Consider the following 26,274-nt stretch of genomic DNA (forward strand, 5'->3'; position numbering starts at 1 on the left):
GGTTCGGTGCGTTTGGTCAACACCATTTAAATTGGTATTTGCACTAGTCTGAACTAGGTACGCTCTCCCTAAGCGCCTAGGCCATAGCCTGTAGTTTGCTTAACAAACTGCTTTTTAGCTGCAGGCAACATTCCAAGCGCAAGTAACGATAAGTTTCGCCCCACTACTAGGGGAAAGTGACGGTTAGAAAATGTATGTACTAAGGTGTCGGTAAGGGCCACCGTGGCTTCTCTATCTTTGCTTCTCTTACTTGCGTATTCATGCAACGTAGAAAACTGACCGGGATCGAAGGATACTGAGTTACTGCTATTAAGCACCGATATGAATGTATGAATATCCCTAAGGCCAAGGTTAAAGCCCTGCCCCGCTATGGGATGAAGCGCCTGTGCAGCATTACCCACAATTACTGTTCGGTGAGCTGTCACAGCGCTGGCAAGTTTTAGTGAAAGTGGATAGCTGCTTTTATCGCTTACCTTTTCTATTTTGCCTTGGCGATAGCCAAACGCTTCTTGCAGAGCGCTAGCAAAGTCATTGGGTGACAAGGCTAATAGATGTGCAGCTTTGTCAGACTTTACTGTCCACACTACTGAAAAACCATTCCCTGACGACTTATCACCGTCTATTTCGTTATCGAAGGGTAAAAACGCTAATGGGCCAGAGTCGGTAAAACGCTCGTAAGCTTTATTATTGTGGGCTAGCTGCGTATGCACATTAAACACAATGGCGGTTTGACCATAGTCGCTTTCGCTTCTGCCTATGCCCACCTGCTCAGCCAGTGGAGAGCGGCCGCCATCGGCCAGCACCAACAGCTTAGCCCGATAACATTCTCCGTTGTCTAAGGTAACATCGGTGTGTGCAACATGCTGCTTTACACTCACTACTTTCACAGGAGCAACATGCTCGTAACTGTCATCGGAATCAGAAACAAGTTGGGTTAACGCACTTAACGAAACCACCTGCCCAAACGAAGGAATATGAAAGTCTTTTGCGGCTAAATTCACTAACCCTAGATGCCCACGGTCACTTACTTCAATGGCGTCGATGGTAGGCGGTAATTCGCCAAAGCTGTATTCTGCCAGCTTATCTAACTGTATGTTGAGCGCGGTTAGCTCTTGTACCGTGCGCCGAGCAAGGGCGATAACACGGGTGTCGGTAAATGGATTGAAATCGTTGGCGACAGGTGCTTTAGTTGGGGCTTTTGTTTTCAGCGAGCTCGATGAAACTGGCGCAGCCGAATCAATCAGAGCTACGTTCAGCCCTGAGCGCTTAGATAGCCCTGAGCTTTGAGACAGCCCTTTTGCGAGAACGCAACCGACAATTCCGCCGCCCACAACAACTACATCAACACTCTTCACTCAGTACGTTCCTTCTAGGTGCATTTGTTTAGCCCAGTCTTTTTGACTGGCTAAATTACGCCATAAGTGCTTCAATTTCATCAATCTCTTTTGGCACGTCTTTAGTGAGTATCTCAACGCCGGTAGCGGTTATAGCCACATCGTCTTCTATTCTTACGCCAATACCTTTGTAACGCTCTGGCGCATCACAATCGCTGCTAATATAGATACCAGGCTCTACGGTAATGACCATGCCAGGGCTAAGCGCTCGGTCTTCACCATCGTGTTTGTAGTCGCCAACATCGTGCACATCCAAGCCTAAAAGGTGCCCTAAACCGTGCATATAAAATTGTCGCCAGGTTTGATTATCTAAATTTTCCGCAATACTGCCGGTTAATATGCCCAGCTCAATTAAACCTTCGGTGATCACTTCTGCGCTGTGAGTCATTGCCTGGGGTAAAGTAACGCCCGGTGCCAGCATATCTAAAACGCTTTTTTGCGCTTTTAAGACCAAACTGTATATGGCGCTTTGTGCGTCGCTAAACTTACCGTTCACTGGAAATGTACGCGTAATATCAGCAGCGTACCCTTGATATTCGGCACCCGCATCAATAAGCACTAAATCGCCATTGTTAATCTGCGCGCTGTTTTGCGTGTAATGCAATATGCATGCATTTTCCCCGCTTCCAACAATGGTGCCATACGCAGGACTTCGTACGCCCGCCATAGCAAATTCATGATGAAGTTCAGCCTCTAACTGATACTCAAAGCACCCCGGATGTGCAAACTGCATGGCCCGTTTATGAGCACGTGCACTTATTTCACAGGCCGCTTTCATCACCGCAACTTCACTTGCCGACTTATACACGCGCATCTCATGCAGCAGAGGCTGTACATCGTGCACAGAAGCAGGTGCAAGAGACTCTTTCGGTGCCTCTTTAAGCGTTTTTAAGGCGTTTAAGATTAACTTCTCATGTTGCTCATTTGCACCAAGAGCCACATAAAGGTGTTTTTGTCCCTGCATGGCTTCAAGAATGGCTTCTTCCAACTCTTGCTCTTCAAATGCTTCGTCTAGGCTAAACCGAGACAATGCAGCCTCGGCGCCTAATCGTTTTCCTTGCCACACTTCCGCTTGCTGGTCTTTAGCTTGTACTACCATTGCGCGGTAGCTTTCACCATAGCGGGGATGATTTGAAATGATTAACCATGCGTTTGGCTCTTCAAAACCCGTTAAATACCAAAAGTCGCTATCTTGCCTGAACAGGTATTCTGTATCTCGACTGCGAGTCACTAATGACGCCGCAGGGACGATGCATACACTGTTTGGTTGGCATTGTGCCAATAACCTATCTTGCCTTGAAATAAACTCTTGCGCGCTAATCATATATTCATAAGCCCTGTCGGCGTCTTTTGTTAACTTCTATTAAACGATGTTTTGCTAGCATGTACGCTATTTAACAATTACCGAGCTATCTATACTTACCGTGCTAGTAGTCGATTAGTGTATTGAAGGTTTATCTTTTTGATCGTCCAGCAACGACTGACCAAGCTCGCTAAAGCAAAGAATTGCTGAAATTTTCACATATTCCTCAACTTCAAAGAGGGCTTTTTCAGATTCTTCATCAGCATCCATAGGCTCTTCCATCCTCGAGATATCTGAAAAGTCTTCTAGTGCTTCTTTTACATCGTCACTACACTTCACTAAATCTTGCTGGTGCAATCCAAATCCAAGCATAAACCCTTGTACCCAGTTGATAAGGGCAGCGCCTCGGTCATTAATAGGTGCGTGGTCTTCTGGAAGCAGTAAATTAAGTGCAAACTCAGGTTCTAGCAACTGCTGGCAAGTTTGGTTAAATAGCGTCGTTAGCGTAAAAACAACCGGCTCGCTAAAGCTTTCATCTTGATTCACCGTTTCGCTTAGCGCTTCTAACCATTTTTGGTCAGTAAGAGACATTCCGCCACACAGCATGCCGCAAAGTATGCCGTGAATTTCGGCACCGTCTACTATAACGCCGTGTTGAGACAATGTATTGGTAACGCTATCGTAATCAAGCTGCTTTTCCACTGATGACTCTCTTTATATTTAAAATTTGATACTATATTTGAACATTATTCGGCTCACTTTTGTTCGCTTTTTGAGACATAAGCACACACATTGGTTTATGCGTTGAACCATGCTCAGCGACTAATAAGTGGCTAATGCGAAAAGATAACTGCCGTAGCTATACTCTGTATTTATAGTAGCAAAATCGGGATACAAAACCTACTTTTGCCGATTTGATTACTCACTGTTCAAACAACCGCGCAAAAGCAGTTAAACCTTTAACTTCTCTGGCAACCTAGTTGTATTTCTACTACCATTAACGGGTGGACAAGGACTTCCCCTTGCAACAGTAAATAAGTACTGGCGAAATGAGAGCGTTCGGTTTTCTTGAGCTTATCGCATATGCGTGTATACTTGCTGACCAAAGAGTGCTGACCAAATGGTCAAGAATAAGTCATTCTTAAAGCAGCTATATTCAACAACGCAATGTTTTGCTTCGCACAAGAGTGATCTCCTTCACTAGTACGCGCGTTTCATATACCCTGTTGCGTTAATACAACAACAATGTTTCCTGGGATGTTTGCTAGTTCATTCATGTCCCTGGCCGATGCTTTAAACCTAGGAAGTTGAAACTGTAACTATTGTGCAAGCTCGGCTCGTATCGAGAAGCCTACGGTCATAGTGATTCTTCCGCCCTGAACATTTCGGTTCACGGGCGAAAATGGACACGCGGCATTCTGGGAGACGCCCTCTTTCGACGGAAGAAGAAATGGCAATAATAAATTTTGGCTCCATTAATATAGACCACGTTTACCAAGTAGAGCATTTTGTGCAACCTGGTGAAACCATCGCCTCCACGCACTACCAAACCCTGTTAGGTGGTAAAGGCGCAAATCAATCTATCGCGCTAGCGCAAGCTGGTGCCGATGTAAAACATGTAGGCAGCATCCACGAAAATGACGCTTCGTTTAAGCAGGCGTTAATTAAAAAAGGGGTGGATTGTCGAGGCGTACGATGCTCTGAAACGCCTTCAGGTCATGCCATCATTCAAGTGACTCCAAGCGGCGAAAATGCCATCGTACTATTTGGCGGTGCTAATCAAACCATTACTGCTAAAACCGTTATGGCTGCGTTAGATGACACAAAACCCTCAGACTGGGTGCTAACGCAAAACGAAACGAGCAGCATTGACGAAGTGCTTCGCCAAGCAAAAGAAAAACAGCTTAAAGTTGCCTTTAATCCAGCGCCTATGAGCGAATCGGTTAAAGCGTTGCCTCACGATTGTATAGACTTGCTTATCGTTAACGAAACAGAAGCAGCTGCGCTAACCGGTAAAGAATCAATGGATGACATTGTTGCTGAATTTAAGCAGCAGTGGGCCCACTGTGAAGTGATTATCACGTTAGGCAAAGCCGGTGTAATGATGCTTAGAAAAAGCGAAGCGATTAACGTTGATGCGTTTTCTGTTGATGCGGTCGACACCACCGCCGCTGGCGATACTTTCATTGGGTACTTTTTATCAGCTTATAGCAACCACACTGATGCTAAACAAGCGCTTAAACGAGGCTGCGCCGCATCTGCAATAGCCGTCACGCGAGAAGGCGCGGCGCAAAGCATTCCAACTCAAAAAGAAGTAGACCGTTTCTTAGCAAAGCATTCAGGCTAAAATTATTCCAGAGAGAATTTCATGGCACATAAAATAATACTAGATACCGACCCGGGCATTGATGATGCAATGGCCATATTTTTTGCATTTCAATCACCTGATATTGAACTGCTTGGCTTAACAACGGTTTACGGTAATGTACCCGTTACTATGGCGGCGCAAAATGCCCTAACGCTTTGCGAACTGGCTGGCAAAAACGACATTCCAGTAACTAAAGGCGTTGGCATGCCGTGGGTTGGTGAAGAGTCGACTTATGCTCACTTCGTTCATGGAGAGCACGGGTTTGGCCACATCAAGCCAGAGCCACCAAAGGGTGAACTGGATCCGCGAAGCTCTGCGCAGTTTATCGTTGATATGGCGCGTAAATACCCAGGTGAAATCACATTAGTTGCAATAGGCCCACTTGGAAACCTAGCGCTAGCACTTCGTTTAGAGCCAGAACTTCCTAAGCTGGTTAAAGGCGTAAGCATTATGGGCGGTGCTGCGTTTGTACCTGGCAACGTCACACCCGTTGCAGAAGCAAACATTTGGAATGATGCTCATGCAGCAGAGATAGTGTTCGCGGCCGACTGGGATTTGGTCATGTTTGGTTTAGACGTTACTAACGACGTGCCATTCGCCCCGACATTTGTTGACGTGCTTGCTGAGAAAAACCCAACACTTGGTGGGTTCGTTCAAGAAAGCGCTCAGTTCTACATGGATTTTTACTCGCAAAACAGAGAAGACAGAGTGTGTTTCTTCCACGACGCTTTTCCTATTGCCCACCTGCGCCATCCAGAGCTTTTTGAGTTAACTGAAGGCCACGTAAGAGTTGGAACGGGCACCTTAGACAGAGGCCAAACGGTAGTTGCGCCTAAAGGCACAACTCCGAGCCCGCTGTGGAACGACGCAAATACTATTAAGGTAGCGACGAAGGTAGATCATAGTAGACTTGAGAAATTGTTTATAGACACTTACGCTCTTTAGTAATAATGTTAGGGGGATCGGTCGATTCCCCCTGCTAACGTGTACTTTTGAGGTTAAAAGCCAGTGCTATGAAGTCTGCCCCTATTCCCGAGAACGAAAAAGAACGGCTAGCAGAACTTCTCAGCTATGACGTATTAGACACTGAAGCAGAAAAGCTATTCGACGACCTCACTGCCTTAGCCTCTCAAATCTGCGGCACTCCCATTGCACTAATAAGCCTGATTGACCCAGATAGGCAATGGTTTAAATCTCGCGTGGGTCTTGATGCTGAAGAGACATCTCGCGATATTGCATTTTGCTCTCACGCTATTTTACAACAGGAAGTTTTTGAAGTTCCTGATGCCACAAAAGACGAACGTTTTCGCGACAACCCGCTTGTAACAGGCTCTCCTGATATTCGGTTTTATGCCGGCGCACCGCTTATTAGCCCTGCTGGTTATCCTATTGGCACGCTTTGCGCCATTGATAAAAAGCCCAACAAGCTGACTAAAGAACAAAGACAAGCGCTGGAAACGCTGGGCCAATCTGTCGTTGCTCATTTAGAGTTAAGACGAAAGAATAGAGAACTAGAGCGCACTAGCCAATTTAAGTCTGATTTTTTATCTTATGTCAGTCATGAAATTCGCACGCCGCTTAATGCGATCAATACGTTTAGCAACTTACTAGAAGGTGAGGCCAGAAGGCTTTCGCTGCCGTCTCAGTTTAGCTCTTCACTATCTCATATAAGCAAAAGCGGTGAACGCTTACTAGAAATAGTTAATTCGGTACTTGATATCAAGCAGATAGAAGCGGGTAAAATGCGGGTAATGCCTCGCGCTGTCAATACTAACGATTTTTTCACTCACTTGTTCTCAGTAACTCGAGTTCGAGCAGAACAAAATGACATTACATTTACTGCAACAATAGACAGTAGTCTTCCTGCATCTATTTATTTAGACGATACAAAGTTTGGGCAAGTTGCACTGAATATTCTGTCTAATGCAATCAAGTTTACTCCTAGACATAGAGCTGCATCTTGCCTTGTAAAATATAAGAAAGGGGCGTTAGTATTTTCTGTTACCGATGAGGGTATTGGGATTAGTAACGAAGACCAACAGCGCCTGTTTACTCGATTTGAGCGCATGGATAATGCACATAAAATACCGGGGTCTGGTCTAGGGTTGAGTATTTCTAAGCAGCTTGTTGAACTTATGGATGGCTCAATAAAGCTTACTAGTAAACTGGGGGAAGGTACACGGGTGAGTATTAGTATCCCGTCCGCGAAGATGGATCAGAATCAAATAGACGAAGCATCACCTGCAAGTAGTTCTGCACAGCTTTCAATCTCTAAGCCAGTTAATATTCTAATCGTTGAAGACCATCAGATTAACCAAGCGGTCATCGCGGCACTTTTTGAAAAGTTAGGACTGGCTTTCACCATCGTGGATACCGGTGAAGAAGGCGTTGAGTATATTGAGTCTAACCATGCCGATCTGGTTTTAATGGATATTAATCTACCTGGCATTCAGGGCGACCAAGCATCAAGACTCATCAAAAGCCAATATCCTAATCTTCCTGTCGTGGCATTAACCGCCGACGCTATTACCTCTTCAGACAGATTGATTGAGAGAGGACTGGACGACGTATTAACAAAACCGATTAATGCTGCAGCACTTGTGAAAGTGTTAAACCACTATCTTGGTTAAAAGCATCTTAATTAGAAGTGTATGTGTAAATAGCGATTTGATTTGAGAGCAGTCTGGCGATGAGTAAGGTTGTAATGAACACTGCAAGAGATGAGAGCAGAGTAAACTTACGCAAAACATTGCGTGAAATAAGAAACAGCATATCACCTGAACAACGGGCACACTCTGCCCTGCTAATTAACAATCAGTTGAATTCGTTGCAGTACGTAGCTACAGCATCGTCTATTGCAGGATATTTGGTGAACGATGGAGAAATAGACCTTAGCGCATTTATACAAAACACATTCATGCGCGATGAAAATTCAAATACGAAACTAATGGCAAACACTGCAATAAAAAGCACGCCGCATTTATCCTCCTCAACCACGTTTTCGCTTCCCGTATTACACCCTATTTGCAAAGGACACCTGCTGTTTCTAGAATACGGCCCTGATACCCCACTGGTAAAAAATAGATACAATATTGACGAGCCCGAACTGGCGTGCCACAACGTGATGCCTACTCACTGTATAGACGTAATTTTAATGCCTTTAGTGGGCTTCGATAACAAGGGCAATCGATTGGGCATGGGTGGCGGCTATTACGACCGTACGCTAGCATTCACTCAATTTACTCAATTTACTCAGCAACGCCCCATCCTTGTTGGCATCGCACACGATGAGCAAGAAGTTGATTCCCTGCCCTATGCTTCTTGGGATATTCCTTTAGATGTCATTGTAACGCCTAAGAGAATTCTCACTTTTTCCAATATTTAGCTCAAACCCATTTCCTGACACCTAAAACATAGCAGTACGTGAACGATTCACTTCACAGTTACAATATCCTTTAATCTATTCATTTATCTGTATTTTCACTTGAGCGACTTAGCCCTTCATCAGTCATTATTGCTTAAAAACTAGGTACTGTATTAGTGGGTAAAACCGCTCATATCGGTTACACTTCACACAAACCAGAAGGAGAGTAACCATGGATCAGAACGCGAAAAAACAAGCAGTAGCAAAAGCCGCAATAGACTATGTTGAACAAGACAGCATTGTTGGAGTAGGTACGGGTTCAACCGTTAACTTTTTCATCGAAGAGTTAGGTAAAATAAAGCATAAAATAGAAGGTGCCGTGTCGAGTTCTGAGGCGTCCACTGAAAAGCTTAAAGCACTGGGAATTGAGGTTTTCGAGCTTAACGACGTAAGTAACCTATCGGTGTATATTGACGGTGCCGACGAAGTTACAGAGCACAAGCATATGATTAAGGGCGGAGGCGCTGCGCTTACACGGGAAAAAATAGTGGCCGGCGTGGCAAAAACTTTCGTGTGTATTGTTGATGACAGTAAGCGCGTTCCTGTCCTCGGTAATTTCCCCCTTCCGGTGGAAGTTATTCCTATGGCGCGCTCTTTTGTGGCTAGAGAGCTAGTGAAATTGGGTGGCGATCCTGAATACCGTCAGGGAGTGGTAACCGATAATGGAAACGTCATTTTAGACGTGCACAATTTAGACATACTCAACCCGCGAGAGTTAGAGCAGGCGATCAATAATATTCCAGGCGTTGTAACTAACGGAATTTTCGCTTTGCGCGGCGCAGATATCGTGCTATCTGCCACCGATGAAGGCGTAAAAACCTTTAAGTGAAATACTCCTTTTAACTGAGGGCGTTTTCTGTTATTTTTCTTTTAGACGTCTAGATGGCTCGATACATATTTTCGAACCGACACACAACAGCGAGAGACAGCGAGTTCATGAGTAAAGTTTCACTTGAGAAGGACAAAATCCGAATTTTATTGTTAGAGGGTGTTCACCATAGCGCGCTTGAAACACTTAAAAATAACGGCTACACAAACATTGAGTATCTTAAAACTTCTCTTCCAGAAGATGAGTTGATTGAAAAAATTAAAGATGCCCATTTCGTCGGACTTCGTTCTCGTACCCAAATTACTGAGAAGGTAGTAGATGCCGCTAAAAAGCTTGTTGCCATTGGTTGTTTTTGTATTGGTACGAATCAAGTAGACCTAGCTGCCACACAGCGTCGCGGTATACCGGTATTTAACGCGCCCTTTTCAAACACTCGCTCAGTTGCCGAGCTAGTTTTAGGCCAAATTATTCTTTTACTTCGCCAAGTGCCAAGCAAAAACGCAAAAGCACACCGCGGTGAGTGGGAAAAAACGGCAGCCGGTTCATACGAAGCAAGAGGCAAAACGCTGGGGATTATTGGTTATGGCCATATTGGTACGCAGCTGAGTATTCTTGCAGAACACTTAGGTATGCGCGTGCAGTTCTTTGACATTGAAGATAAGCTTGTGCTTGGTAATTCAGCTCAAGTTAAGTCTCTTGATAAACTGCTTAGCACCTCAGACGTTGTAACACTTCATGTGCCAGAAACACCTGAAACGCAAAATATGATTGGCGAAAAGCAGCTATCTCAAATGAAGCCTGGCAGTATTCTCATCAATGCCTCTCGCGGCACAGTAGTTGATATTGATGCGCTATCAGGAGCACTGAAGAGCGGCCAGTTAAATGGTGCTGCCATTGACGTTTTTCCCGTTGAACCCAAGTCAAACGGCGAAGAGTTTGAGTCTCCACTACGTGAATTCGACAACGTTATTCTTACGCCGCACGTTGGTGGGAGTACTCAAGAAGCGCAAGAAAATATTGGTATTGAGGTGGCAGGAAAGCTTGCGAAATATAGTGATAACGGCTCAACCCTGTCTGCGGTTAACTTTCCAGAAGTATCTCTGCCAGAGCATAACAGTCGCTCGCGCTTACTACATGTACATAAAAATCAGCCGGGAATTCTTACTCAAATAAACCAAGCGTTTGCCGAGAAGGGCATCAACATTGAAGCGCAATATCTACAAACTAACGCCGAGATTGGTTATGTTGTCGTAGATGTTAAAGAAGACAGAGGCTACGAAGCCCTTGCTGAACTTCAACAGATTGACGGCACTATTAAAACACGTATTTTGCACTAATCTGGTAAAAATGTGTGTTTAAGGCTGACATCGTGTTCAGTGCAATGCGGCTAATTAAGTGCCCGGCTAATTAAGAGCACAGCAATAGTTTCCAAGTATATTGCCACAAACAAAAAACGCTGCATCGATAAATGTCGATGCAGCGTTTTTTTATAGTTAACTAGCGAATACTGCTTAAGTACTCGCCGTTATAACCGCTCTTTAAAAGAAGTTGTATACCAAGCTAACTGCTGTTTCGGTATCAAGGTTATCTCTGTTTGCCGCAACGTCTGAGTTGTGGTCCATCTTAAACGACAAACGCATTGAAAGATTGCCCGTAATCACTGCAGTAAGCGCTGATTCAGCACGAGACTTTGTATTCTCAGAACCTACTTCCGTACTCAGTGTTTGAGTAAACTTAGACGTGTCTGAAATTAACCATGTGTATGCCGTTGAAGCACGAACAATAACACTATCTTGCTCTTCACCGTCTTGTGTTTCGACAAATGAATAACCTGGACCCACCGAGTACTCTAACGTGTGCTTTTCAGTTTGTAGTACTTTTTGGTTCCAACCCAAAGCAATAGTAGATTGGTAGTTAAAGCTGCTTAAGCGGTCATCTTCATAAGATGCAAATCCAAACAAACGATAATCGGGATTATCTAGTTTGTAGTTACCCTGTGCAGAGGCGAAAAACTTTTGCGCTGATGTAAATTCAACGTCTTCACCGTCTTTACCTTCTACCGTCTCTTCTTTGTAAAGACCTTCGATTAGGTAATCGTTGCTCCACATCTCTAGCTCTTGATGCGCGGTGATACCGGCATTTATTGATGTAGTTTCCGTGTTACCGGTGGTTGAGATAAATCCAAGTTCACCTTCCATCGTAAATGGCTTTGGCTTGTCTTGAGCAAAAGCAGATGGTGCAAGTGAAAATGCGATTATGGATGCGAGAACGCGCTTATTCATTGAACAGTCCTATTGATTAACTTTCCCTTCGTTACGCTGCGATCACTTCATTGACGACGCAACACAACCATTTTCAGGATATTAACAACGATACAAATCGCTGCTGATGATGTGTGCCGCGCAGTGTACCGATTAAAAATTGACAGTCAACGAGAAAAGGTCAAAAAACCAACAAAAATAATAAAAGCGACGAAGAAATTTATACGATTTAAAAAAATTGGTAAACAAGGGCCACTGAGGTTTCAGTACTTAGGGGGGCTATGTTTTCTGCGGTATCGGTTTCGTGATTTAAAATGAATGATAGCTTCATGGCAAGGGAGCCAAAAACGTTAGCAGATAGCGATGTTTCACTGCGTGACTTGGTATTCTCCTCCCCGGCTTCTGTGCTCACAAACTGCCTAAGTTTGGCACCTGAGTTCCAGCGGTATTTGTATTCTGCTGACGCCCTCACTATTATGCCGTCGTTCACCATAGTGTTATTATCAGCAACCGCTTCAATAAAGCTGTAACCCGGCCCTATACTGTAGCGAAACTCACTGTCTTCATTACGCCAAAGACGCTCTGAATAACCTGCTGCCAGAGACGCGCGATGTTCGTAACCAGTAAATCTATCGTCTTCATAGTCGCCATACATAAAAACTCGGCGTCCGCTAGCAACAAGCTTGTAATCAAATTGTGCGCTGCTATAGAAGCGTTGCGCGCTGATATCTCGCTTAGCACCAATGGTTGCGCTTTCTTTATAAAGAAGCTCAGCAAAGTAAACACTGCTCCATGTTTCCGTTTCATGGTCGGCATTAACCGCTGCCTTAACACTTGCTGCTGATGTATTTCCGGTATTCACCAACACACCCAACTCGCCATCAAGATTAAACCGAGGAATAGAATCATCTGTATCAGGCGTATAATCAGCATGATACAGAGTTTGAATGAGATCGGTCGCTTGCGCATACGAGTAATGACTAGTGCTCATTACACAAAGCGCGACGCAAATTTTAATGAGATCAGTGAGCATAAATAAATTAATGTTGGGCTTATTCGTTATTATTATTCGTTCTTAGTTTTGATTATTGGTATTCGTTCTTACTATAGGCTTTTGATCGTTGCTTTCAACTCTCGCTTGTTAGGCGTGTGTTCAGACGCACTGTTCGCGAAAAAGCGAAGATCGACGATGTTTTTTCATGCTCACCCTTTAGTTACCAGCAACTTAATAACGAACACTATTCAACTAAAAACACCGAAGTTTACCTAAAAACTAATTTATTAATTCTGCGATTTTCGCAGTCTCTTGTTCCGCATAGTCAGTGGCATTGCTTACAATTTCTATGTCTGAACCAATAATATTGGCTATTTCAGGTGAGAAAAGTTCAATATCGGCATAATTTTCTTTATCTAACTGGCTTAATGCAATCCGGTTAGACAGTGCCAGCAACCCAATTTCTCGATCTGATTGTTGTCTTGCTTCGTCGTTAACATGGGTAATTGGATAAAACAAACTAATGGGTAAATTCCATCCCTCTAATATGATACCGCTACACCGTGAGAAGGTAAAACCGAAAACCTGCATCTGCCGCTGGTAAGGGAGCAATGACTTATCCGTATTTAAATATTGCTGATAAAGTTCAGGCGAACGCTTTGCCACTACAAGCTCACTTAAGTTTTGCAATATTCCCATTACAAAAAAACGCTCTACCACTTTTACATTACTGCGCATCGCTATGTGTTTCGCTAACATGCCTAAATAGACAGATTCATACCAGTGCTGCTGTAAATCTATCAACTCGGAATCGAAACATTTAAATGCGCTACTAGCGGTTTCGGACACTACCAAATTATATAGCGCCTCGCCGCCAATCACATTTATAGCCTTAGCCACCGAGTCGATTTGAGAGGGAAAGCGGAACAAAGAACTGTTAGCAAGGCGAAGTACCTTTGCCGTAAGCGAAGAGTCTACGCTGATTAAATTGCCAATATCTTCAGCACTTGAGCGCGGACAGTCGATTAATTCACGTAACTTTACACAAACATCAGGAAGCGCATAAGATTTAGTGGCAAATTTTACGTATTTCTTTATCGACATTAACTCATTCTCAGTTGGTATTTGACGCGGCCACGACTAATGACAGTGGCTAGCAAATGTAACTACTGGACGCGGACACTAACGCCTTATGCATCTCTGCTCAGTAGCTATCTACCATCGCGTTGTTCATTCTCAAATAGACCTATTTGGCTATTTGCTTTCGTATTTTGTGCTTCTATTTGCTGCTTGCGTGCTCTGGCAATAATGGCGCGCTTTCGGCGGTTGCACGCGTTAATAATTTGGCGTTTGGTAGCATCGTTAACTTGAAGCCAATAGAGCCGTTCATCTCGGCTTCTCAAGCAGCCTTTACAAAAACCACGAGGCCCAGACTCACAAACCCCAATACACGGGCTTGGTATCTCAAAGAACTCCAGTTGTTCAGACTGTGGCTTCTGCTGTGACATTATCTCTCAATTTTTATTGCTAATAGATGCATTTATTAACACTCGCTGCGCCACGGGCGCGATTAAACACTATACGTAACTATTGCGCCACTAGACATTAGCATCAAATTGATGCCGATAAGGGTGCCGAAGAAATCTGGATAGCCAATAAATAACGCCAGTAGCTCAGTTCTACTAATCGACTAACGTATAATCTATGGTCGATACCACTCGCACCTTTTTGATATGAGGGTGGTAGCTATCTCTGCTGCTAATGCTAAAGCGACCTTGATTGGCTCGCTTAATTTTGCCCAACGTACTCTGGGAATCTGTTGCAAATTTTTCAGCCACTTCCCTCGCGTTTAATGTGGCTTCTTCAATCATAGAGGGCTTCACTTCGTTTAACCGTGTAAACACATAGTCGGGCTGGGCCTCGTAGCGGTTTTCAGATAACACTATTCCCGACTTAATAAGTTTACCCATTTGCTGCATCGCTGTGCGAACCGTTTCAACCTGCGATGAAAAAACCGTAATGGTTTGTACGCTGCTATACCTAAATGGCGCTCTTTCGCTTCCACCATACTGCTGTGCAAGCTTGTCTGTTATCTGGGGTTTGCCGGTAGTAATGCTATCTGACTTAATACCGCTATCTTGTAAAAAACGTACTACTGTTTCACTGTTTAACTCAATACGATCGTAAAGCTCGGGTAAGTCGTTACCGGCATCCACAAACTGAATTGGCCAAATAACTTGGTCGGCTACAAACTCTCTCTCTGACAACCCCTTTACCGTCACCACCCTATTCCAAGTTTGCATATCTTTCATCGATGCAGATATCGTCGTACCAAGAAACGCAACAGCGAGGATCATACCTACTGCGATAACAATTGCCGCACCTACTTTCATGTGACTGACCTCCTTTATGCTTTTGTACTCAGTATGTATGTTTACCAGCTAGATTTTCATTGCGCTCTATTACCTGTGCTCTTTCGTTTGCCATTTTCGCTTAGGCATAAAATATAAAGGCTATAATGAATTCTAGCGCTTGGTTGTGGTAGAGCGAATAAAATTGGCTTAATTTGCTCATGTTTGCTTTGCATGCCACACAGGAAACCACCAGTTAATATACACGTTTGAAACGATAGACTCTAATAAATAGAAAACGACAAGGACGTTTAGTCCCGTTTGATTTCTACCTTCACTCGTCTATGGTTGTAATGAATTCATAAAAAGGACGAAATGATGAGTAAGGATAAAACGTTTGTCGTAATAGGCCAATGCACTGCTTTGATGCTTTTATTGGTGGCCTGTCATGTGCAGGCAGATACTATTTTTAAGACGGCGACACTTCAAACAGAGGCTTATCAAAAAGAGGGCTGGCAAGCAGAAAAAGAAATAACGGCTGCTAAAGAAATAGAGAAAATTGATGTAATAGGAAAGCAACCTCCCAACCTTTTGCGAAAAGCTTTCTATCGCCATGAAGATAATTTTTTTGACCTTTACAACGAACTTGTGGATGAAAATCAATTTCGCATGGATTGTGAAATGCGTTTAAGGCACCTTGATACAAGAGTAAAGAAACGAGAATGTATACCCCGTTATGTAGAGATTGAAAATGCCAAACAGTTACGAGAAGCGGCACTGAGAAATGGCCGGGTTGACGCAGCGTCTTTCTTAGGCGCTGTTCCCGACCGTGCCGGCTTGCGCTTAGTTTATGAGAAGAAGAAAAAACAGATGGCCACTAAAATGGCTGAGCTTATCAACTCACACCCTGAACTTACCAAGCGCTATACTCAATACGTAGAGGCGAAGACAAAATTTGAAGATGCGAAAAACCGTTAGCTAAAAAAAGGCCACTCAATAGAGTGGCCTAAAAATGCTCTTTAAGAGAGCAACGCTTGGGTAGACGGGAATGTTCAATTAATAGAAACGTAGATTAAAAGCGCTAATCGATACGCTCTAGCCTTTCCGTTTCAGTAGGTAATAAAACACCGGTGTAAGGATAAGGCCAAAGACGGTAACTCCTATCATGCCAGAGAAAACTGCCACGCCCATGGCTTGACGCATTTCAGCCCCAGCACCAGTAGAGAGCACCATTGGCAGTACACCCATGATGAATGCGATTGAAGTCATTAAAATAGGGCGTAAACGCAGTCGACTTGCTTCCTTTATTGCCGCTAGCGCGCTCATGCCGCTGTCTTGTAACTCTTTCGCAAATTCCACAATAAGAATGGCGTTTTTAGTTGCCAAGCCAACCAACACGATTAACCCTATTTGGGTGAATATGTTGTTATCTCCACCATAAATCTTAACCCCTATTAACGCGCTTAGCAGGGTCATAGGCACAATAAGAATAATGGCTAACGGCAAACGCAAGCTTTCATATTGCGCCGCGAGTACAAGAAACACCAACAGCACAACAAGTGGGAAAATGTAAGCCGCTGCGTTACCTGCCAGTATTTGCTGGTAGGTGAGCTCTGTCCATTCGTAGGTCATGCCTAACGGTAATGTCTCGGCAAGAATCTCCTCAATAGCGGCTCTAGCCTGATCAGAGGAATAGCCAGGTGCAGGTGCGCCATTAATTTCCGCCGTAATGTAGCCGTTGTAATGCATCACTCTGTCTGGGCCGGCGCTATGCTCAACATCTAAAAATGAACCAAGTGGGATCATGTCGCCCTGAGCGTTTCGTATTTTGAATTGGCTAATATCCTCTATATCTTGACGGTATTGTGCATCGGCCTGCACGTTCACCTGATAAGTTTGCCCAAATAGATTGAAGTCGTTCACATACAGCGAGCCTAGGTAAGCTTGCATAGTGGTGAATAACGTATCTATGTTCACTCCTTGGCTCACTGCTTTTTCCCGATCCACATCTACATCTAATTGCGGAACGGCAACAGTAAAGCTGGTGAAGGCATCGGTAAGCGCAGGATGCTGCCACGCTTTGCCAATCACTTCTTGAGTGACTCGCTCTAGCTCTTCAAACCCAAGATTGCCTCTATCTTCAACCTGCAGTCTAAAGCCACCAATCGTACCTAACCCATTTACCGGAGGCGGTGGAAAAATAGCCACATAGGCGCCTTTAATCGAGCCAAACTGTTGATTCAATTTAGCGGCAATGGCACCTGCCGATAGCTCTGGAGACTCGCGCTCATCGAAAGGTTTTAACGGCGTAAACAAGATGCCCGAGCTGGGACTGTTGGTAAATCCGTTAATATTTAGCCCAGGAAATGCTACCGCGTCTGAAACGCCAGGGTGTTCCATAGCAATACTCGACATCTCTCGAATAACTTCTTCAGTTCTGTCCAAACTTGCTGCATTAGGAAGCTGAGCAAACGCCACAAGATATTGCTTATCTTGAGGAGGCACATACCCCGTTGGCGTGGTAGCAAATTGATTGTAAGTTAGCGCAATAAGGCCGGCGTATAGCACTAATACAATGCTACTTTTGCGGATTAATCCCCCAACCGCATTGGTATACCCTTTTGCACTGCGTTCGAAAAAGCGATTGAACGGGGCAAACACAAATCTGCCAAACACTTTGTTCATGCCTCGTGTTAGCCAATCATTAGACTTGCCATGAGGTTTTAGCAAAAGCGCAGACAGCGCTGGGCTAAGCGTTAAAGAGTTTATCGCAGAGATAACCGTAGAAATGGTAATGGTTAATGCAAACTGTTTATAGAATTGCCCCGTTAAACCGCTCATAAAGGCAGTGGGAACAAATACTGCAGCCAGTACTAACGTGGTGGCAATGATAGGCCCAGTTACCTCTTTCATCGCCTGTACGGTGGCATCAAAAGGTGTTTTACCGTCTGCGATATTTCGCTCAACGTTTTCCACCACCACAATGGCATCGTCAACAACAATACCTATTGCCAGTACTAACCCGAACAGAGACAGCGCATTGAGGGAAAAGCCCATTAGCTGCATAAATGCAAAGGTACCTACCAAGGAAATAGGAACCGCTACTAAGGGAATAATTGAGGCGCGCCACGTCTGTAAAAACAGAACCACGACCAGTACCACCAACAACACGGCTTCAAAAAGGGTGTTCACTACCGCTTCTATGGAGCCCCTAACAAACACAGTGGGATCGTAAACAATGTCGAACTCTAGCCCTTCAGGGAACAGCTGAGATAATTCATCCATGCGAGCGCGGACATCGTCAGAGATCTGTATTGCATTTGAACCTGGGGCCTGAAAAATAGGGATTGCCGCAGCCGGCTTATTATTAAGCAGCGAACGCAGCGAGTAAGTGTTTGCTCCCAGCTCTATGCGCGCTATATCTTTTAATCGCGTAATTTCACCGTCATCGCCAGTTTTAACGATGATATTCTCAAACTCTGACTCGTCTTTTAAACGTCCGCGAACGTTGATTAACAGTTGAAATTCACTCGTTCCTGTAGGCTGAGCACCTAAACTACCAGCCGCAGCCTGTTGATTTTGATCAGCAATGGCAGCAACCACGTCGCCGGGGTTCATTTGCAGTGCAGCTAGCTTATTTGGGTTAAGCCATACACGCATGCTGAACTCACCTGCGCCAAATAAACGCACCTGACCAACACCATCAATTCGGGCTAGTTCATCTTTCACATTTTGATCGGCATAATTCGACAAGTACAGCATGTCGTAACGATTATCCGGTGACGTTAAATGCACCACCATGGTTAAATTTGGGGATGACTTTTCGGTCACTACACCAAGGCGCTGTACTTCTTGTGGCAATCGAGGGGTCGCGCGATTAACACGGTTTTGTACTAGGGTTGTGGCATCGTCTGGGTCGGTACCAATGGCAAAAGTGATAGTGAGCGTCATACGTCCGTCGCTTGTAGCCTGCGACGACATATACAACATATTTTCTACGCCGTTAATTTCTTGCTCTAACGGCGTTGCCACGGTTTCTGCTATTACTTCAGGGTTAGCACCAGGATAGTTCGCCGTGACTACCACTGTGGGTGGCACCACTTCTGGGTATTCAGTAATGGGTAGCTGCCATACCGCAATGGCACCACCGATGAAAATAAGTAAGGACAATACGCCGGCGAATATTGGCCGGCTAATAAAGAATTGCGAAACATTCATTACTTAAGGCCTGCCGTTGCTGAACCGGTAGAAAATGAACCTCCTGATAACACGTCTTCCACTTGCGCCATGTTTTGGGACACTTGCGTTGCGCTATCAACGCGAGACTGCCAATGCTTTAGGTTTGCAAGGGCATCTTCATCACTCATGGGAACTTTGTTTCTGGCTACGGTTGCGCCTGGGCGAACTCGTTGAAGTCCGTTAACTACAATCGTGTCGTCTGTAGACAGTCCCTGTTTAATAATGCGCATGCTTCCTACTTTGTCGCCTAACGTGACTGGGCGGTACTCCGCTTTATTGTCATCATTTACCACAAGTACATACTTATTATTAAGGTCGGTTCCTATGGCTCTTTCTTTAATTAATATACCCTTCTCATTGGTATCACCAGCAAGTTTCAAATGAGCGAACAAACCTGGAATTAAACGGCCGTTTTCATTGTCGAACACAGCGCGTACGCGAAGAGTGCCGGTATTTGCATTAACCTGGTTGTCAATAAAGTCGATTTGCCCCCAGTGCATATAATCGGTCTCATTCGCTAGGCGCATTGCTACTGGCTGCTCACTCACCGCGGTAGAGGTATTAGTTTTATCAGATAGGTAATTAAGGTAGGTTTGCTCGTCAATATCGAAGTAGGCATACAGACGGTCGGTAGACACGATACGGGTAAGTTCGGTCTGCCCTGCGGTAACAAAGTTACCTTCGGTGATATTGGCGCGCGATACACGACCTGAAATAGGTGCTTCAACACGGGCAAAACCGCGATTTAATCTAGCAACTTCTAAAGAAGCTTGAGTTTGATTTAAACTCGCCGTCGCTTGATTCTTTTCGGCTAGTCGAGCATCTAACACTTCTTCTGATACCGCTTGAGTTTTGCGCAGCTTAAAGGCACGGTCGTAATTTTGCTTGGCAAGAGATAGTCGGCTTTTGGCTTCTTCAAGCTGCGCCGTTAAACGGGATACCTCTGCTTTAAACATTCTGTTGTCGATAAGAAATAGGGTTTGTCCTTGCTCAACATATTCACCCTCTTCATAGGCAACAAAATCAACATAGCCTGATACACGAGGGCGAAGCGCTACAATATGCGGCGATTCTAGGCGACCAGTAAAGTTGTCCCACTCGGTCAAGCGTTGTGATACCACAGTAGCTACATCTACCGGTACACCTTTACTCGCTTGCATCATTTGATCAGATTCCTGCTTATCACCGCATGCAGCGATAAGTGCAGTGAGACCTACCACTGCCATAAAACGGGTTAAACTTTTCATTGCAAGATACTCTTTTGAAATTAGCTATAGGTTTGATGGCGCGCATTATGCTAAAGTCTAAACAATAAAAATAATTATCTTTTCATATGCAACACATCATTTAATATGATGCTTTGAGAGTATGTAACACCCTTGTTAACCGCACATATATATAGCGTAAAAATTGGCTATAAACGCTTAATATTGAGGCTATATTCAGGTTTTAATGGAGACTGCAATGCGTCCACATGACTTAAATTTATTGATGATTTTCGATGCCATCATGACAGAGGGCGCGATTACGCGTGCAGCAGATAGGCTTTCGATGACCCAGCCTGCTGTATCGAACGCCTTATCTAGAATGCGCACCGCATGGAAAGATGAGCTGTTTGTAAAAGACGGCAGAGGCATACAGCCCACGTCTTACGCAAAGAATCTTTGGAGTCAAATTCAAGGGCCACTGGGTGAGCTTGAAGTGGCGGTTAACCCCACCGATTTCAATCCGGCTACTGCCAAACGCACCTTTCGTATAGCCGCCACTGACAGTATTGTATCTATGGTATGGGGCCCGCTTCGAAAGGTGATTGAGAATGAAGCACCTGGCATTAATATTCACGCTATTCCTAATTACGATATGGAAACGGACAAAATATTAAAAGATGCCGAGGCTGAGTTAACGTTTTCAAAGCATCAAGAGCCTGATTCAGTGATACGTGCAGAGCATGTGTTAGATCCGAGTTGGGTGGTAATAATGCGCCCCGATCATCCTCTTGCTGCGTCTCAACTTACACTGGATGATTTTGTAGCAGCCGATCACTTGCTGGTGTCGGTCACAGGCGATGTCACTGGCCCAACCGATCAGGTACTGGCTAATCTTGGCTTGAAAAGACGGGTTGCCATGTCGGTTAATCAGTTTTATAACGCCACCCCACTTTTGAAGGAGAGTAATCTTATCTGCGTTGCGCCATCTCTGGTGGTAGAAAAAGAAATATTTTCTGGCGAGTTGGCTGTGTTCGAAACGCCGGTGGAAATTGTCAGCTCACCGCTTTCGATAATGTGGCATAAACGCCAAGATCAAGACGCTGGGTTGCAATGGTTGCGGGGGCTGGTCGTAAAATTTATTCGTGAACGGGTTAAGCGCCATGAATTGTTATTGTCGCAATGTTGCAGAAAAGCATACTGTGAAGATACGGTTAAGCGCCTTATGGCGCAGCGCAATATGGATAGTGTAGAATTTACGCCAGCGCACTTGCAAACCGCCAACGATGCGGTTGCACCGCTTGAGCCTGAGTTAAAAGACAAGGCTACTGCATAAGCTACTAAATAAGCCACTACATACATGACTACATATATTAGCGGCCGCTATTGTAACTATGTTGATGCGCGCTTAAGAGCGCGTGTCAATCTCTGACTCCGGCCCCGAGTGCAAACTACTGGCTATATTAATTCGTGAGCAGTTAGTACGTAAAAGAGCTTGAGCACCCTTGCGTATCAAGCCATATGTAGGCTTCATCTTCGCTTGCACAAAAACGGTAATCAATTTGTGCACGTTGATAAACCCGTTCAAATTGGCTTTTTACCAGACTTGGAATATCTGCATTAGTAGTCACTAGGGCGCATGCCTTCATACCCACTTGCTTGCGCGCATTAATAGATAAAACCAATGCGTGCTCGGCTTCTGGTGTGAGAATACCTGTACCGCAGACAAACCCTATGAAACCCCAAGGTTTCCCGTTTAACACTCGTGTGACTGTTTTAACATCCTCAAGGTACTGCTCTAGTATTGGCTTAGTCACCACGCCTTTACCATCAACTCGTATGATGTTGCCAAGGAGTTCAATGATGTACTCGCCATGCTTCGATTTTATGTTTGCTATTCTATTTTCAGCTTCGGTCATTGTTACCACTTTTAATTACTATCAATACTTTTTTCAAATACCGATACCACACCTACTAACTTGTCATTGTTGCCGCGTACTAAAACTCTTTTAGCTACCTTCGCACCTGAAGCTTCGGAATTAACCGTATTAGCCATATTCACTCTTGTTGCGCCTTGCAGGCAGGCTAGCGTTAATGGTTACCGCCGCATTTCACATACACTTTACATTTAGAGTGTATATCCATTTTTGCCAATGTGAAAATTAAAAAACCCGCTCATTAGCGGGTTTTTGTTACATCAGAAAAAAGCGGTTTATTTCTTTTTCTTTGCCTTAGGGTTTGGCAAATCAGTAATGCTTCCTTCGAATATTTCAGACGCTAGTCCAATTGATTCGTTTAACGTTGGATGAGCATGGATAGTAAGTGCAACGTCTTCACCGTCAGCACCCATCTCAATAGCTAGGCCAATTTCGCCAAGCATTTCGCCCGCGTTTGTACCTACCATTGCACCACCTATAACACGACCAGACTCTTTATCGAAGATCATCTTAGTCAAACCGTTAGTGGAATCCTGAGCAATTGCGCGGCCTGATGCAGCCCATGGGAATGAAGCTACTTCGTAGTTTACGCCCTGCTCTTTAGCTTCTTTCTCAGTTAAACCAACCCAGGCAACTTCTGGCTCTGTGTAGGCAACTGATGGAATGGCACGTGGGTCGAAGTAGTGCTTCTGACCTGCAACCACTTCTGCAGCAACATGACCTTCATGTACCGCTTTGTGTGCAAGCATAGGCTGACCTACAAGGTCGCCAATGGCAAAAATATGGTCGACGTTAGTACGCATTTGCTTATCAACATTGATGAAACCGCGCTCATCAACATTAACGCCTGCTTTATCAGCACTTACTAGGTTTCCATTTGGCTTACGGCCAACTGCTACAAGTACTTTATCGTAACGTACTGGCTCAGCAGGTGCTTTTTTGCCTTCAAAAGTAACATACAAACCATCGTCTTTTGCTTCAACCGCAGTTACCTTGGTTTCTAGCATGATGTTGAATTTTTCTTTGTAGTCTTTCATGAATACTTTCATGATGTCTTTATCGGCAGCTGGAATAAGCTGGTCTAAAAACTCAACTACATCAACGTTTGAGCCTAGTGCTTCGTACACTGTACCCATTTCAAGACCAATGATACCACCGCCAAGTACTAGCATTTTCTCTGGAATATCTTTCATTTCCAAAGCGCCAGTTGAGTCGATTACGCGATCGTCTTCTGGAATGAATGGCAAGCTGATTGGCTCAGAACCTGCAGCAATAATCGCTTTTTCAAACGTAATAGTGGTAACGCCGTCGTCACCTTGAACTTCAAGGGTGTTGCTGCCCGTAAACTTACCGTAGCCTTTTACATGCTTGGTTTTACGCATTTTAGACATACCGGCAAGACCGTTGGTAAGCTGCTTAACAACGCCGTCTTTGTAGTCACGGATCTTGTCTAGATCAATCTTTGGCTCACCAAAGCTCACGCCATGACTTGCCAAGTGCTTTGCTTCTTTCATTACTTTCGCAACGTGAAGAAGTGCCTTTGACGGAATACAGCCAACATTAAGACATACCCCGCCTAATGAATCGCGCGAATCTACGATAACTGTTTCAATGCCTAAATCGGCTGCACGGAATGCTGCAGAATAACCGCCAGGGCCGCCGCCCAGTACCACTAATTGCGTTTTAATTTCGCTCATTGTGAACCTCAATCCTCTTTTTTGATTATGCTAACACGCGTTGCTTACACATATAGGCGCTAGCATAACCTAAATACCGCCCTAAGGGCCTATAAAATCGTCAAAAATGTTAGTCGTATTGTAAACATTTTGAGATTTTTTTTTAAAGTATAATTCTACGTAAGTCAGTTAGGTTAGCAGCAACTTCTGCAGCAAACCTTGCACCTACAGCACCATCAATAACACGGTGGTCGTATGACAAGCTTAACGGAACCATTAAACGAGGTTCAAATTCGCTGCCATTCCACTTAGGTTTCATCTCTGATTTAGAGACACCTAAGATACCCACTTCGGGGGCATTCACGATTGGCGTAAACGCCGTACCGCCGATACCACCGAGGCTAGAGATAGTAAATGTGCCACCTTGCATATCGGCAGACTTCAACTTACCTTCGCGTGCCTTCTTAGACGTATCAATTAGCTCTTGAGACAGTTGCTCAATGCCTTTTTTGTTTACATCTTTGATTACAGGTACAACAAGGCCGCCTGGCGTTTCTACCGCAATACCGATGTTGATGAACTTCTTAATGATCAAGCTTTCGCCATCATCAGATAGCGACGAGTTAAACACTTCGTATTTTTCTAGCGCTTTCGCTACGGCTTTCATAACAAAAACAAGTGGCGTGATCTTTAAGCCAGACTTTATTTTTGCATGATAGGCATTCTGCTCTTTACGGAATGCTTCAACGCCAGTGATATCGGCTTCATCAAACTGCGTAACGTGTGGAATAGTGGCCCAGTTACGATGTAAGAACGGCCCAGAAATTTTCTGGATACGCGATAGCTTCTGCTCTTCAACTTCACCAAACTTGCTGTGATCAACAGGTTTAACCGGCACAATTTGAAGTACATTGTCACCTACAGGTGCATTACCTGAGGCAGCAGCCGTTTTAGGCTTAGCCAATTCAGCTTTAACGTACTCTTGAACGTCTTCTTTCAAAATACGATTCTTACGACCAGAACCTTTTACCAAGGTGAGGTCTACACCAAATTCTCGTGCCACTCTACGCACAGATGGGGAAGCATGGGCTTTACCGTCATTTTTTTCTGAGTGAGAATCTGTATCCGAGCTTGAGTCGGCTTCAGCTGGCACAGGCTTCTGTGCTGGTGCTTTTGACTTTTCTTCAGTCTTCTTGTCCGAAGATTCTTTACTAGAAGAATCTGACTGCTTCGATGCTTCAGATTTGCTTTCTTCTTTCACTGAAGAGGTTGATGCGCCACCACTAGTTTCTAACTTCACCACCAGTGTGCCTTGCTTAACCTTGTCACCCGTGGAAATAAGCACTTCTTTTACCGTACCTGCATGTGTCGAAGGCACATCCATAGTGGCTTTATCGGTCTCAAGAGTAATTAAACCATCTTCTTTTTCAATGGTATCGCCAACAGCAACAAGTACGTCGATAACATCGACTTCACCGTCTTCACCAATATCAGGGACCGATACTTCAATCACTTCACTTGATGACGAATCTGAAGAGGCTGCATTTGACGATTTAGCTTCTTGGTCGGCGCTATCTGAAGAATCAGTGCTATCTGAAGAGTCAGTGCTCGAGCTTTCCGTGCTTTCAGATGAGTCAGAACCGCTGACCTCAAGCTTAATAACCACGGTGCCCTCTTTAACTTTATCGCCACTGCTAATTAACACTTCTTTCACGGTACCGGCGTGACTGGACGGCACGTCCATTGTCGCTTTGTCAGTTTCTAGCGTAATGAGGCCATCTTCTTTTTCAATGGTATCGCCCACCGCAACTAGTACGTCGATAACGTCAACTTCGCCGTCTTCACCAATATCTGGTACAGCTACTTCAATTATGTTGCCGCCTGAAGATTGAGCAGAGTCTGATGTTGATTCAGACTCTTTTTTAGGCTCTTCGCTTGAAGATGACTCACTGTCCGACTCGGCGCTGTCTGCTGAGCTGCTCGCCTCAGAAGCATCAGCCTCAGTGTCAGCACCTTCAGAATCAGAGCTGTTTTCCTCAGAATCAGCACTGGTTTTGATTTCGCCGATAACGTCGCCTTCTTTAATCTTGTCACCCACGGCAACAGATAGGCTTACTATTTCGCCTTCAAACGGCGCAGGAATGTCCATAGATGCTTTATCGCTCTCTACGGTAACAATCCCTTCATCTGCCTCTAATGTGTCGCCAACGGAAACACACAGTTCGATAACTTCAACTTCGTCACCACCAACATCGGGAACGACAATCTTTTGAATATCTGACATATGTAAAAT

22 protein-coding genes and 1 other RNA gene are annotated in these 26,274 nt (G+C 44.5%); 9 read left to right on the forward strand and 14 right to left on the reverse strand.

Translation table 11 applies throughout. From position 1 onward, the window contains the following. Nucleotides 1-68 precede the first annotated feature (68 nt). The 3 genes from O9X84_RS08010 to O9X84_RS08020 form a co-directional block, all read right to left on the reverse strand. Complete coding sequence (locus O9X84_RS08010; protein ID WP_269519167.1) at nucleotides 69-1,355, reverse strand: FAD-dependent monooxygenase; 1,287 nt, start codon at nucleotides 1,353-1,355, stop codon at nucleotides 69-71. 55 nt (nucleotides 1,356-1,410) lie between these two features. Then, the gene (pepP, locus tag O9X84_RS08015; protein WP_269519168.1) at nucleotides 1,411-2,718 is read right to left on the reverse strand and encodes a Xaa-Pro aminopeptidase; all 1,308 of its coding nucleotides are present in this window, start codon (nucleotides 2,716-2,718) and stop codon (nucleotides 1,411-1,413) included. Between the two features lie 114 nt (nucleotides 2,719-2,832). Further along, nucleotides 2,833-3,399 (reverse strand): UPF0149 family protein, encoded by a 567-nt coding sequence (locus tag O9X84_RS08020; RefSeq protein ID WP_269519169.1) that lies wholly within the window; start codon nucleotides 3,397-3,399, stop codon nucleotides 2,833-2,835. A 544-nt stretch (nucleotides 3,400-3,943) separates the two neighbouring features. On the opposite strand from O9X84_RS08020, the gene ssrS reads away from it, so the two are divergent. The 7 genes from ssrS to serA all read left to right on the forward strand — a co-directional run bounded on the left by ssrS (nucleotide 3,944) and on the right by serA (nucleotide 10,655). After that, nucleotides 3,944-4,126: non-coding RNA, 6S RNA (ssrS, locus tag O9X84_RS08025), on the forward strand. Nucleotides 4,127-4,147: 21 nt separating this feature from the next. Beyond that, entirely contained in the window at nucleotides 4,148-5,044 is an 897-nt protein-coding gene (locus O9X84_RS08030) for a ribokinase (protein ID WP_269519170.1), read from the forward strand. 21 nt (nucleotides 5,045-5,065) lie between these two features. Further along, nucleotides 5,066-6,010, forward strand: coding sequence for a nucleoside hydrolase (locus O9X84_RS08035; RefSeq protein ID WP_269519171.1), 945 nt, complete (start codon nucleotides 5,066-5,068; stop codon nucleotides 6,008-6,010). A gap of 68 nt (nucleotides 6,011-6,078) precedes the next feature. Further along, nucleotides 6,079-7,695, forward strand: coding sequence for a GAF domain-containing hybrid sensor histidine kinase/response regulator (locus O9X84_RS08040; protein ID WP_269519172.1), 1,617 nt, complete (start codon nucleotides 6,079-6,081; stop codon nucleotides 7,693-7,695). 59 nt (nucleotides 7,696-7,754) lie between these two features. Beyond that, nucleotides 7,755-8,450 carry a 5-formyltetrahydrofolate cyclo-ligase gene (locus tag O9X84_RS08045; RefSeq protein WP_269519173.1) on the forward strand — a complete coding sequence of 232 codons (696 nt, stop codon included), beginning with the start codon at nucleotides 7,755-7,757 and terminating at the stop codon, nucleotides 8,448-8,450. 211 nt (nucleotides 8,451-8,661) lie between these two features. Continuing rightward, nucleotides 8,662-9,318, forward strand: coding sequence for a ribose-5-phosphate isomerase RpiA (gene rpiA, locus O9X84_RS08050; protein WP_163104663.1), 657 nt, complete (start codon nucleotides 8,662-8,664; stop codon nucleotides 9,316-9,318). 107 nt (nucleotides 9,319-9,425) lie between these two features. Further along, complete coding sequence (serA, locus tag O9X84_RS08055; protein WP_269519174.1) at nucleotides 9,426-10,655, forward strand: phosphoglycerate dehydrogenase; 1,230 nt, start codon at nucleotides 9,426-9,428, stop codon at nucleotides 10,653-10,655. A 201-nt stretch (nucleotides 10,656-10,856) separates the two neighbouring features. Here serA and O9X84_RS08060 read toward each other — a convergent pair whose 3' ends face one another. The 5 genes from O9X84_RS08060 to O9X84_RS08080 all read right to left on the reverse strand — a co-directional run bounded on the left by O9X84_RS08060 (nucleotide 10,857) and on the right by O9X84_RS08080 (nucleotide 14,966). Continuing rightward, the gene (locus tag O9X84_RS08060; protein WP_269519175.1) at nucleotides 10,857-11,600 is read right to left on the reverse strand and encodes a DUF481 domain-containing protein; all 744 of its coding nucleotides are present in this window, start codon (nucleotides 11,598-11,600) and stop codon (nucleotides 10,857-10,859) included. A 208-nt stretch (nucleotides 11,601-11,808) separates the two neighbouring features. After that, on the reverse strand, nucleotides 11,809-12,570 hold the full coding sequence (locus O9X84_RS08065) for a DUF481 domain-containing protein (protein ID WP_269519176.1): 762 nt from the start codon (nucleotides 12,568-12,570) through the stop codon (nucleotides 11,809-11,811). A gap of 282 nt (nucleotides 12,571-12,852) precedes the next feature. Continuing rightward, nucleotides 12,853-13,677 (reverse strand): HDOD domain-containing protein, encoded by an 825-nt coding sequence (locus O9X84_RS08070; RefSeq protein WP_269519177.1) that lies wholly within the window; start codon nucleotides 13,675-13,677, stop codon nucleotides 12,853-12,855. A gap of 107 nt (nucleotides 13,678-13,784) precedes the next feature. After that, complete coding sequence (locus tag O9X84_RS08075) at nucleotides 13,785-14,081, reverse strand: DUF1289 domain-containing protein (RefSeq protein WP_269519178.1); 297 nt, start codon at nucleotides 14,079-14,081, stop codon at nucleotides 13,785-13,787. A 174-nt stretch (nucleotides 14,082-14,255) separates the two neighbouring features. Next, complete coding sequence (locus O9X84_RS08080) at nucleotides 14,256-14,966, reverse strand: SIMPL domain-containing protein (RefSeq protein ID WP_269519179.1); 711 nt, start codon at nucleotides 14,964-14,966, stop codon at nucleotides 14,256-14,258. Between the two features lie 336 nt (nucleotides 14,967-15,302). Between O9X84_RS08080 and O9X84_RS08085 the strand changes: the two genes are divergently transcribed. Beyond that, entirely contained in the window at nucleotides 15,303-15,902 is a 600-nt protein-coding gene (locus tag O9X84_RS08085; protein WP_269519181.1) for a hypothetical protein, read from the forward strand. 117 nt (nucleotides 15,903-16,019) lie between these two features. On the opposite strand, the gene O9X84_RS08090 is transcribed toward O9X84_RS08085, so the two are convergent. Both O9X84_RS08090 and O9X84_RS08095 read right to left on the reverse strand, forming a co-directional pair. Next, on the reverse strand, nucleotides 16,020-19,142 hold the full coding sequence (locus tag O9X84_RS08090; protein WP_269519182.1) for an efflux RND transporter permease subunit: 3,123 nt from the start codon (nucleotides 19,140-19,142) through the stop codon (nucleotides 16,020-16,022). Next, entirely contained in the window at nucleotides 19,142-20,410 is a 1,269-nt protein-coding gene (locus O9X84_RS08095) for an efflux RND transporter periplasmic adaptor subunit (RefSeq protein ID WP_269519183.1), read from the reverse strand. Before O9X84_RS08095 ends, O9X84_RS08090 begins: the two co-directional genes overlap by 1 nt. 217 nt (nucleotides 20,411-20,627) lie before the next feature. Between O9X84_RS08095 and O9X84_RS08100 the strand changes: the two genes are divergently transcribed. Beyond that, nucleotides 20,628-21,704: a LysR family transcriptional regulator gene (locus tag O9X84_RS08100; RefSeq protein WP_269519184.1), complete on the forward strand. Its 1,077-nt coding sequence runs from the start codon at nucleotides 20,628-20,630 to the stop codon at nucleotides 21,702-21,704. Between the two features lie 142 nt (nucleotides 21,705-21,846). On the opposite strand, the gene O9X84_RS08105 is transcribed toward O9X84_RS08100, so the two are convergent. The 4 genes from O9X84_RS08105 to aceF form a co-directional block, all read right to left on the reverse strand. Next, on the reverse strand, nucleotides 21,847-22,287 hold the full coding sequence (locus tag O9X84_RS08105; RefSeq protein WP_269519185.1) for a hypothetical protein: 441 nt from the start codon (nucleotides 22,285-22,287) through the stop codon (nucleotides 21,847-21,849). Nucleotides 22,288-22,298: 11 nt separating this feature from the next. Further along, a complete protein-coding gene (locus O9X84_RS08110) occupies nucleotides 22,299-22,424 on the reverse strand; it encodes a hypothetical protein (RefSeq protein WP_269519186.1) in 126 nt (41 codons plus the stop codon). Between the two features lie 156 nt (nucleotides 22,425-22,580). Then, nucleotides 22,581-24,002, reverse strand: a complete 1,422-nt coding sequence (gene lpdA / locus O9X84_RS08115; protein WP_269519187.1) for a dihydrolipoyl dehydrogenase — start codon at nucleotides 24,000-24,002, stop codon at nucleotides 22,581-22,583. Nucleotides 24,003-24,144: 142 nt separating this feature from the next. Continuing rightward, complete coding sequence (aceF, locus tag O9X84_RS08120) at nucleotides 24,145-26,265, reverse strand: pyruvate dehydrogenase complex dihydrolipoyllysine-residue acetyltransferase (RefSeq protein WP_269519188.1); 2,121 nt, start codon at nucleotides 26,263-26,265, stop codon at nucleotides 24,145-24,147. Nucleotides 26,266-26,274 lie beyond the last annotated feature (9 nt).

This window comes from Alteromonas sp. BMJM2, assembly GCF_027257845.1.
Taxonomy (GTDB): domain Bacteria; phylum Pseudomonadota; class Gammaproteobacteria; order Enterobacterales; family Alteromonadaceae; genus Alteromonas.

Bases quoted from the DNA above. Each gene is read 5' to 3' on its own strand.
- pepP (WP_269519168.1), bottom strand. From the start codon at position 2,718: ATGATTAGCGCGCAAGAGTTTATTTCAAGGCAAGATAGGTTATTGGCA.
- O9X84_RS08030 (WP_269519170.1), top strand. From the start codon at position 4,148: ATGGCAATAATAAATTTTGGCTCCATTAATATAGACCACGTTTACCAA.
- O9X84_RS08035 (WP_269519171.1), top strand. From the start codon at position 5,066: ATGGCACATAAAATAATACTAGATACCGACCCGGGCATTGATGATGCA.
- O9X84_RS08040 (WP_269519172.1), top strand. From the start codon at position 6,079: ATGAAGTCTGCCCCTATTCCCGAGAACGAAAAAGAACGGCTAGCAGAA.
- O9X84_RS08045 (WP_269519173.1), top strand. From the start codon at position 7,755: ATGAGTAAGGTTGTAATGAACACTGCAAGAGATGAGAGCAGAGTAAAC.
- rpiA (WP_163104663.1), top strand. From the start codon at position 8,662: ATGGATCAGAACGCGAAAAAACAAGCAGTAGCAAAAGCCGCAATAGAC.
- serA (WP_269519174.1), top strand. From the start codon at position 9,426: ATGAGTAAAGTTTCACTTGAGAAGGACAAAATCCGAATTTTATTGTTA.
- O9X84_RS08060 (WP_269519175.1), bottom strand. From the start codon at position 11,600: ATGAATAAGCGCGTTCTCGCATCCATAATCGCATTTTCACTTGCACCA.
- O9X84_RS08065 (WP_269519176.1), bottom strand. From the start codon at position 12,570: ATGAGCACTAGTCATTACTCGTATGCGCAAGCGACCGATCTCATTCAA.
- O9X84_RS08070 (WP_269519177.1), bottom strand. From the start codon at position 13,677: ATGTCGATAAAGAAATACGTAAAATTTGCCACTAAATCTTATGCGCTT.
- O9X84_RS08075 (WP_269519178.1), bottom strand. From the start codon at position 14,081: ATGTCACAGCAGAAGCCACAGTCTGAACAACTGGAGTTCTTTGAGATA.
- O9X84_RS08080 (WP_269519179.1), bottom strand. From the start codon at position 14,966: ATGAAAGTAGGTGCGGCAATTGTTATCGCAGTAGGTATGATCCTCGCT.
- O9X84_RS08085 (WP_269519181.1), top strand. From the start codon at position 15,303: ATGAGTAAGGATAAAACGTTTGTCGTAATAGGCCAATGCACTGCTTTG.
- O9X84_RS08090 (WP_269519182.1), bottom strand. From the start codon at position 19,142: ATGAATGTTTCGCAATTCTTTATTAGCCGGCCAATATTCGCCGGCGTA.
- O9X84_RS08095 (WP_269519183.1), bottom strand. From the start codon at position 20,410: ATGAAAAGTTTAACCCGTTTTATGGCAGTGGTAGGTCTCACTGCACTT.
- O9X84_RS08100 (WP_269519184.1), top strand. From the start codon at position 20,628: ATGCGTCCACATGACTTAAATTTATTGATGATTTTCGATGCCATCATG.
- O9X84_RS08105 (WP_269519185.1), bottom strand. From the start codon at position 22,287: ATGACCGAAGCTGAAAATAGAATAGCAAACATAAAATCGAAGCATGGC.
- O9X84_RS08110 (WP_269519186.1), bottom strand. From the start codon at position 22,424: ATGGCTAATACGGTTAATTCCGAAGCTTCAGGTGCGAAGGTAGCTAAA.
- lpdA (WP_269519187.1), bottom strand. From the start codon at position 24,002: ATGAGCGAAATTAAAACGCAATTAGTGGTACTGGGCGGCGGCCCTGGC.
- aceF (WP_269519188.1), bottom strand. From the start codon at position 26,265: ATGTCAGATATTCAAAAGATTGTCGTTCCCGATGTTGGTGGTGACGAA.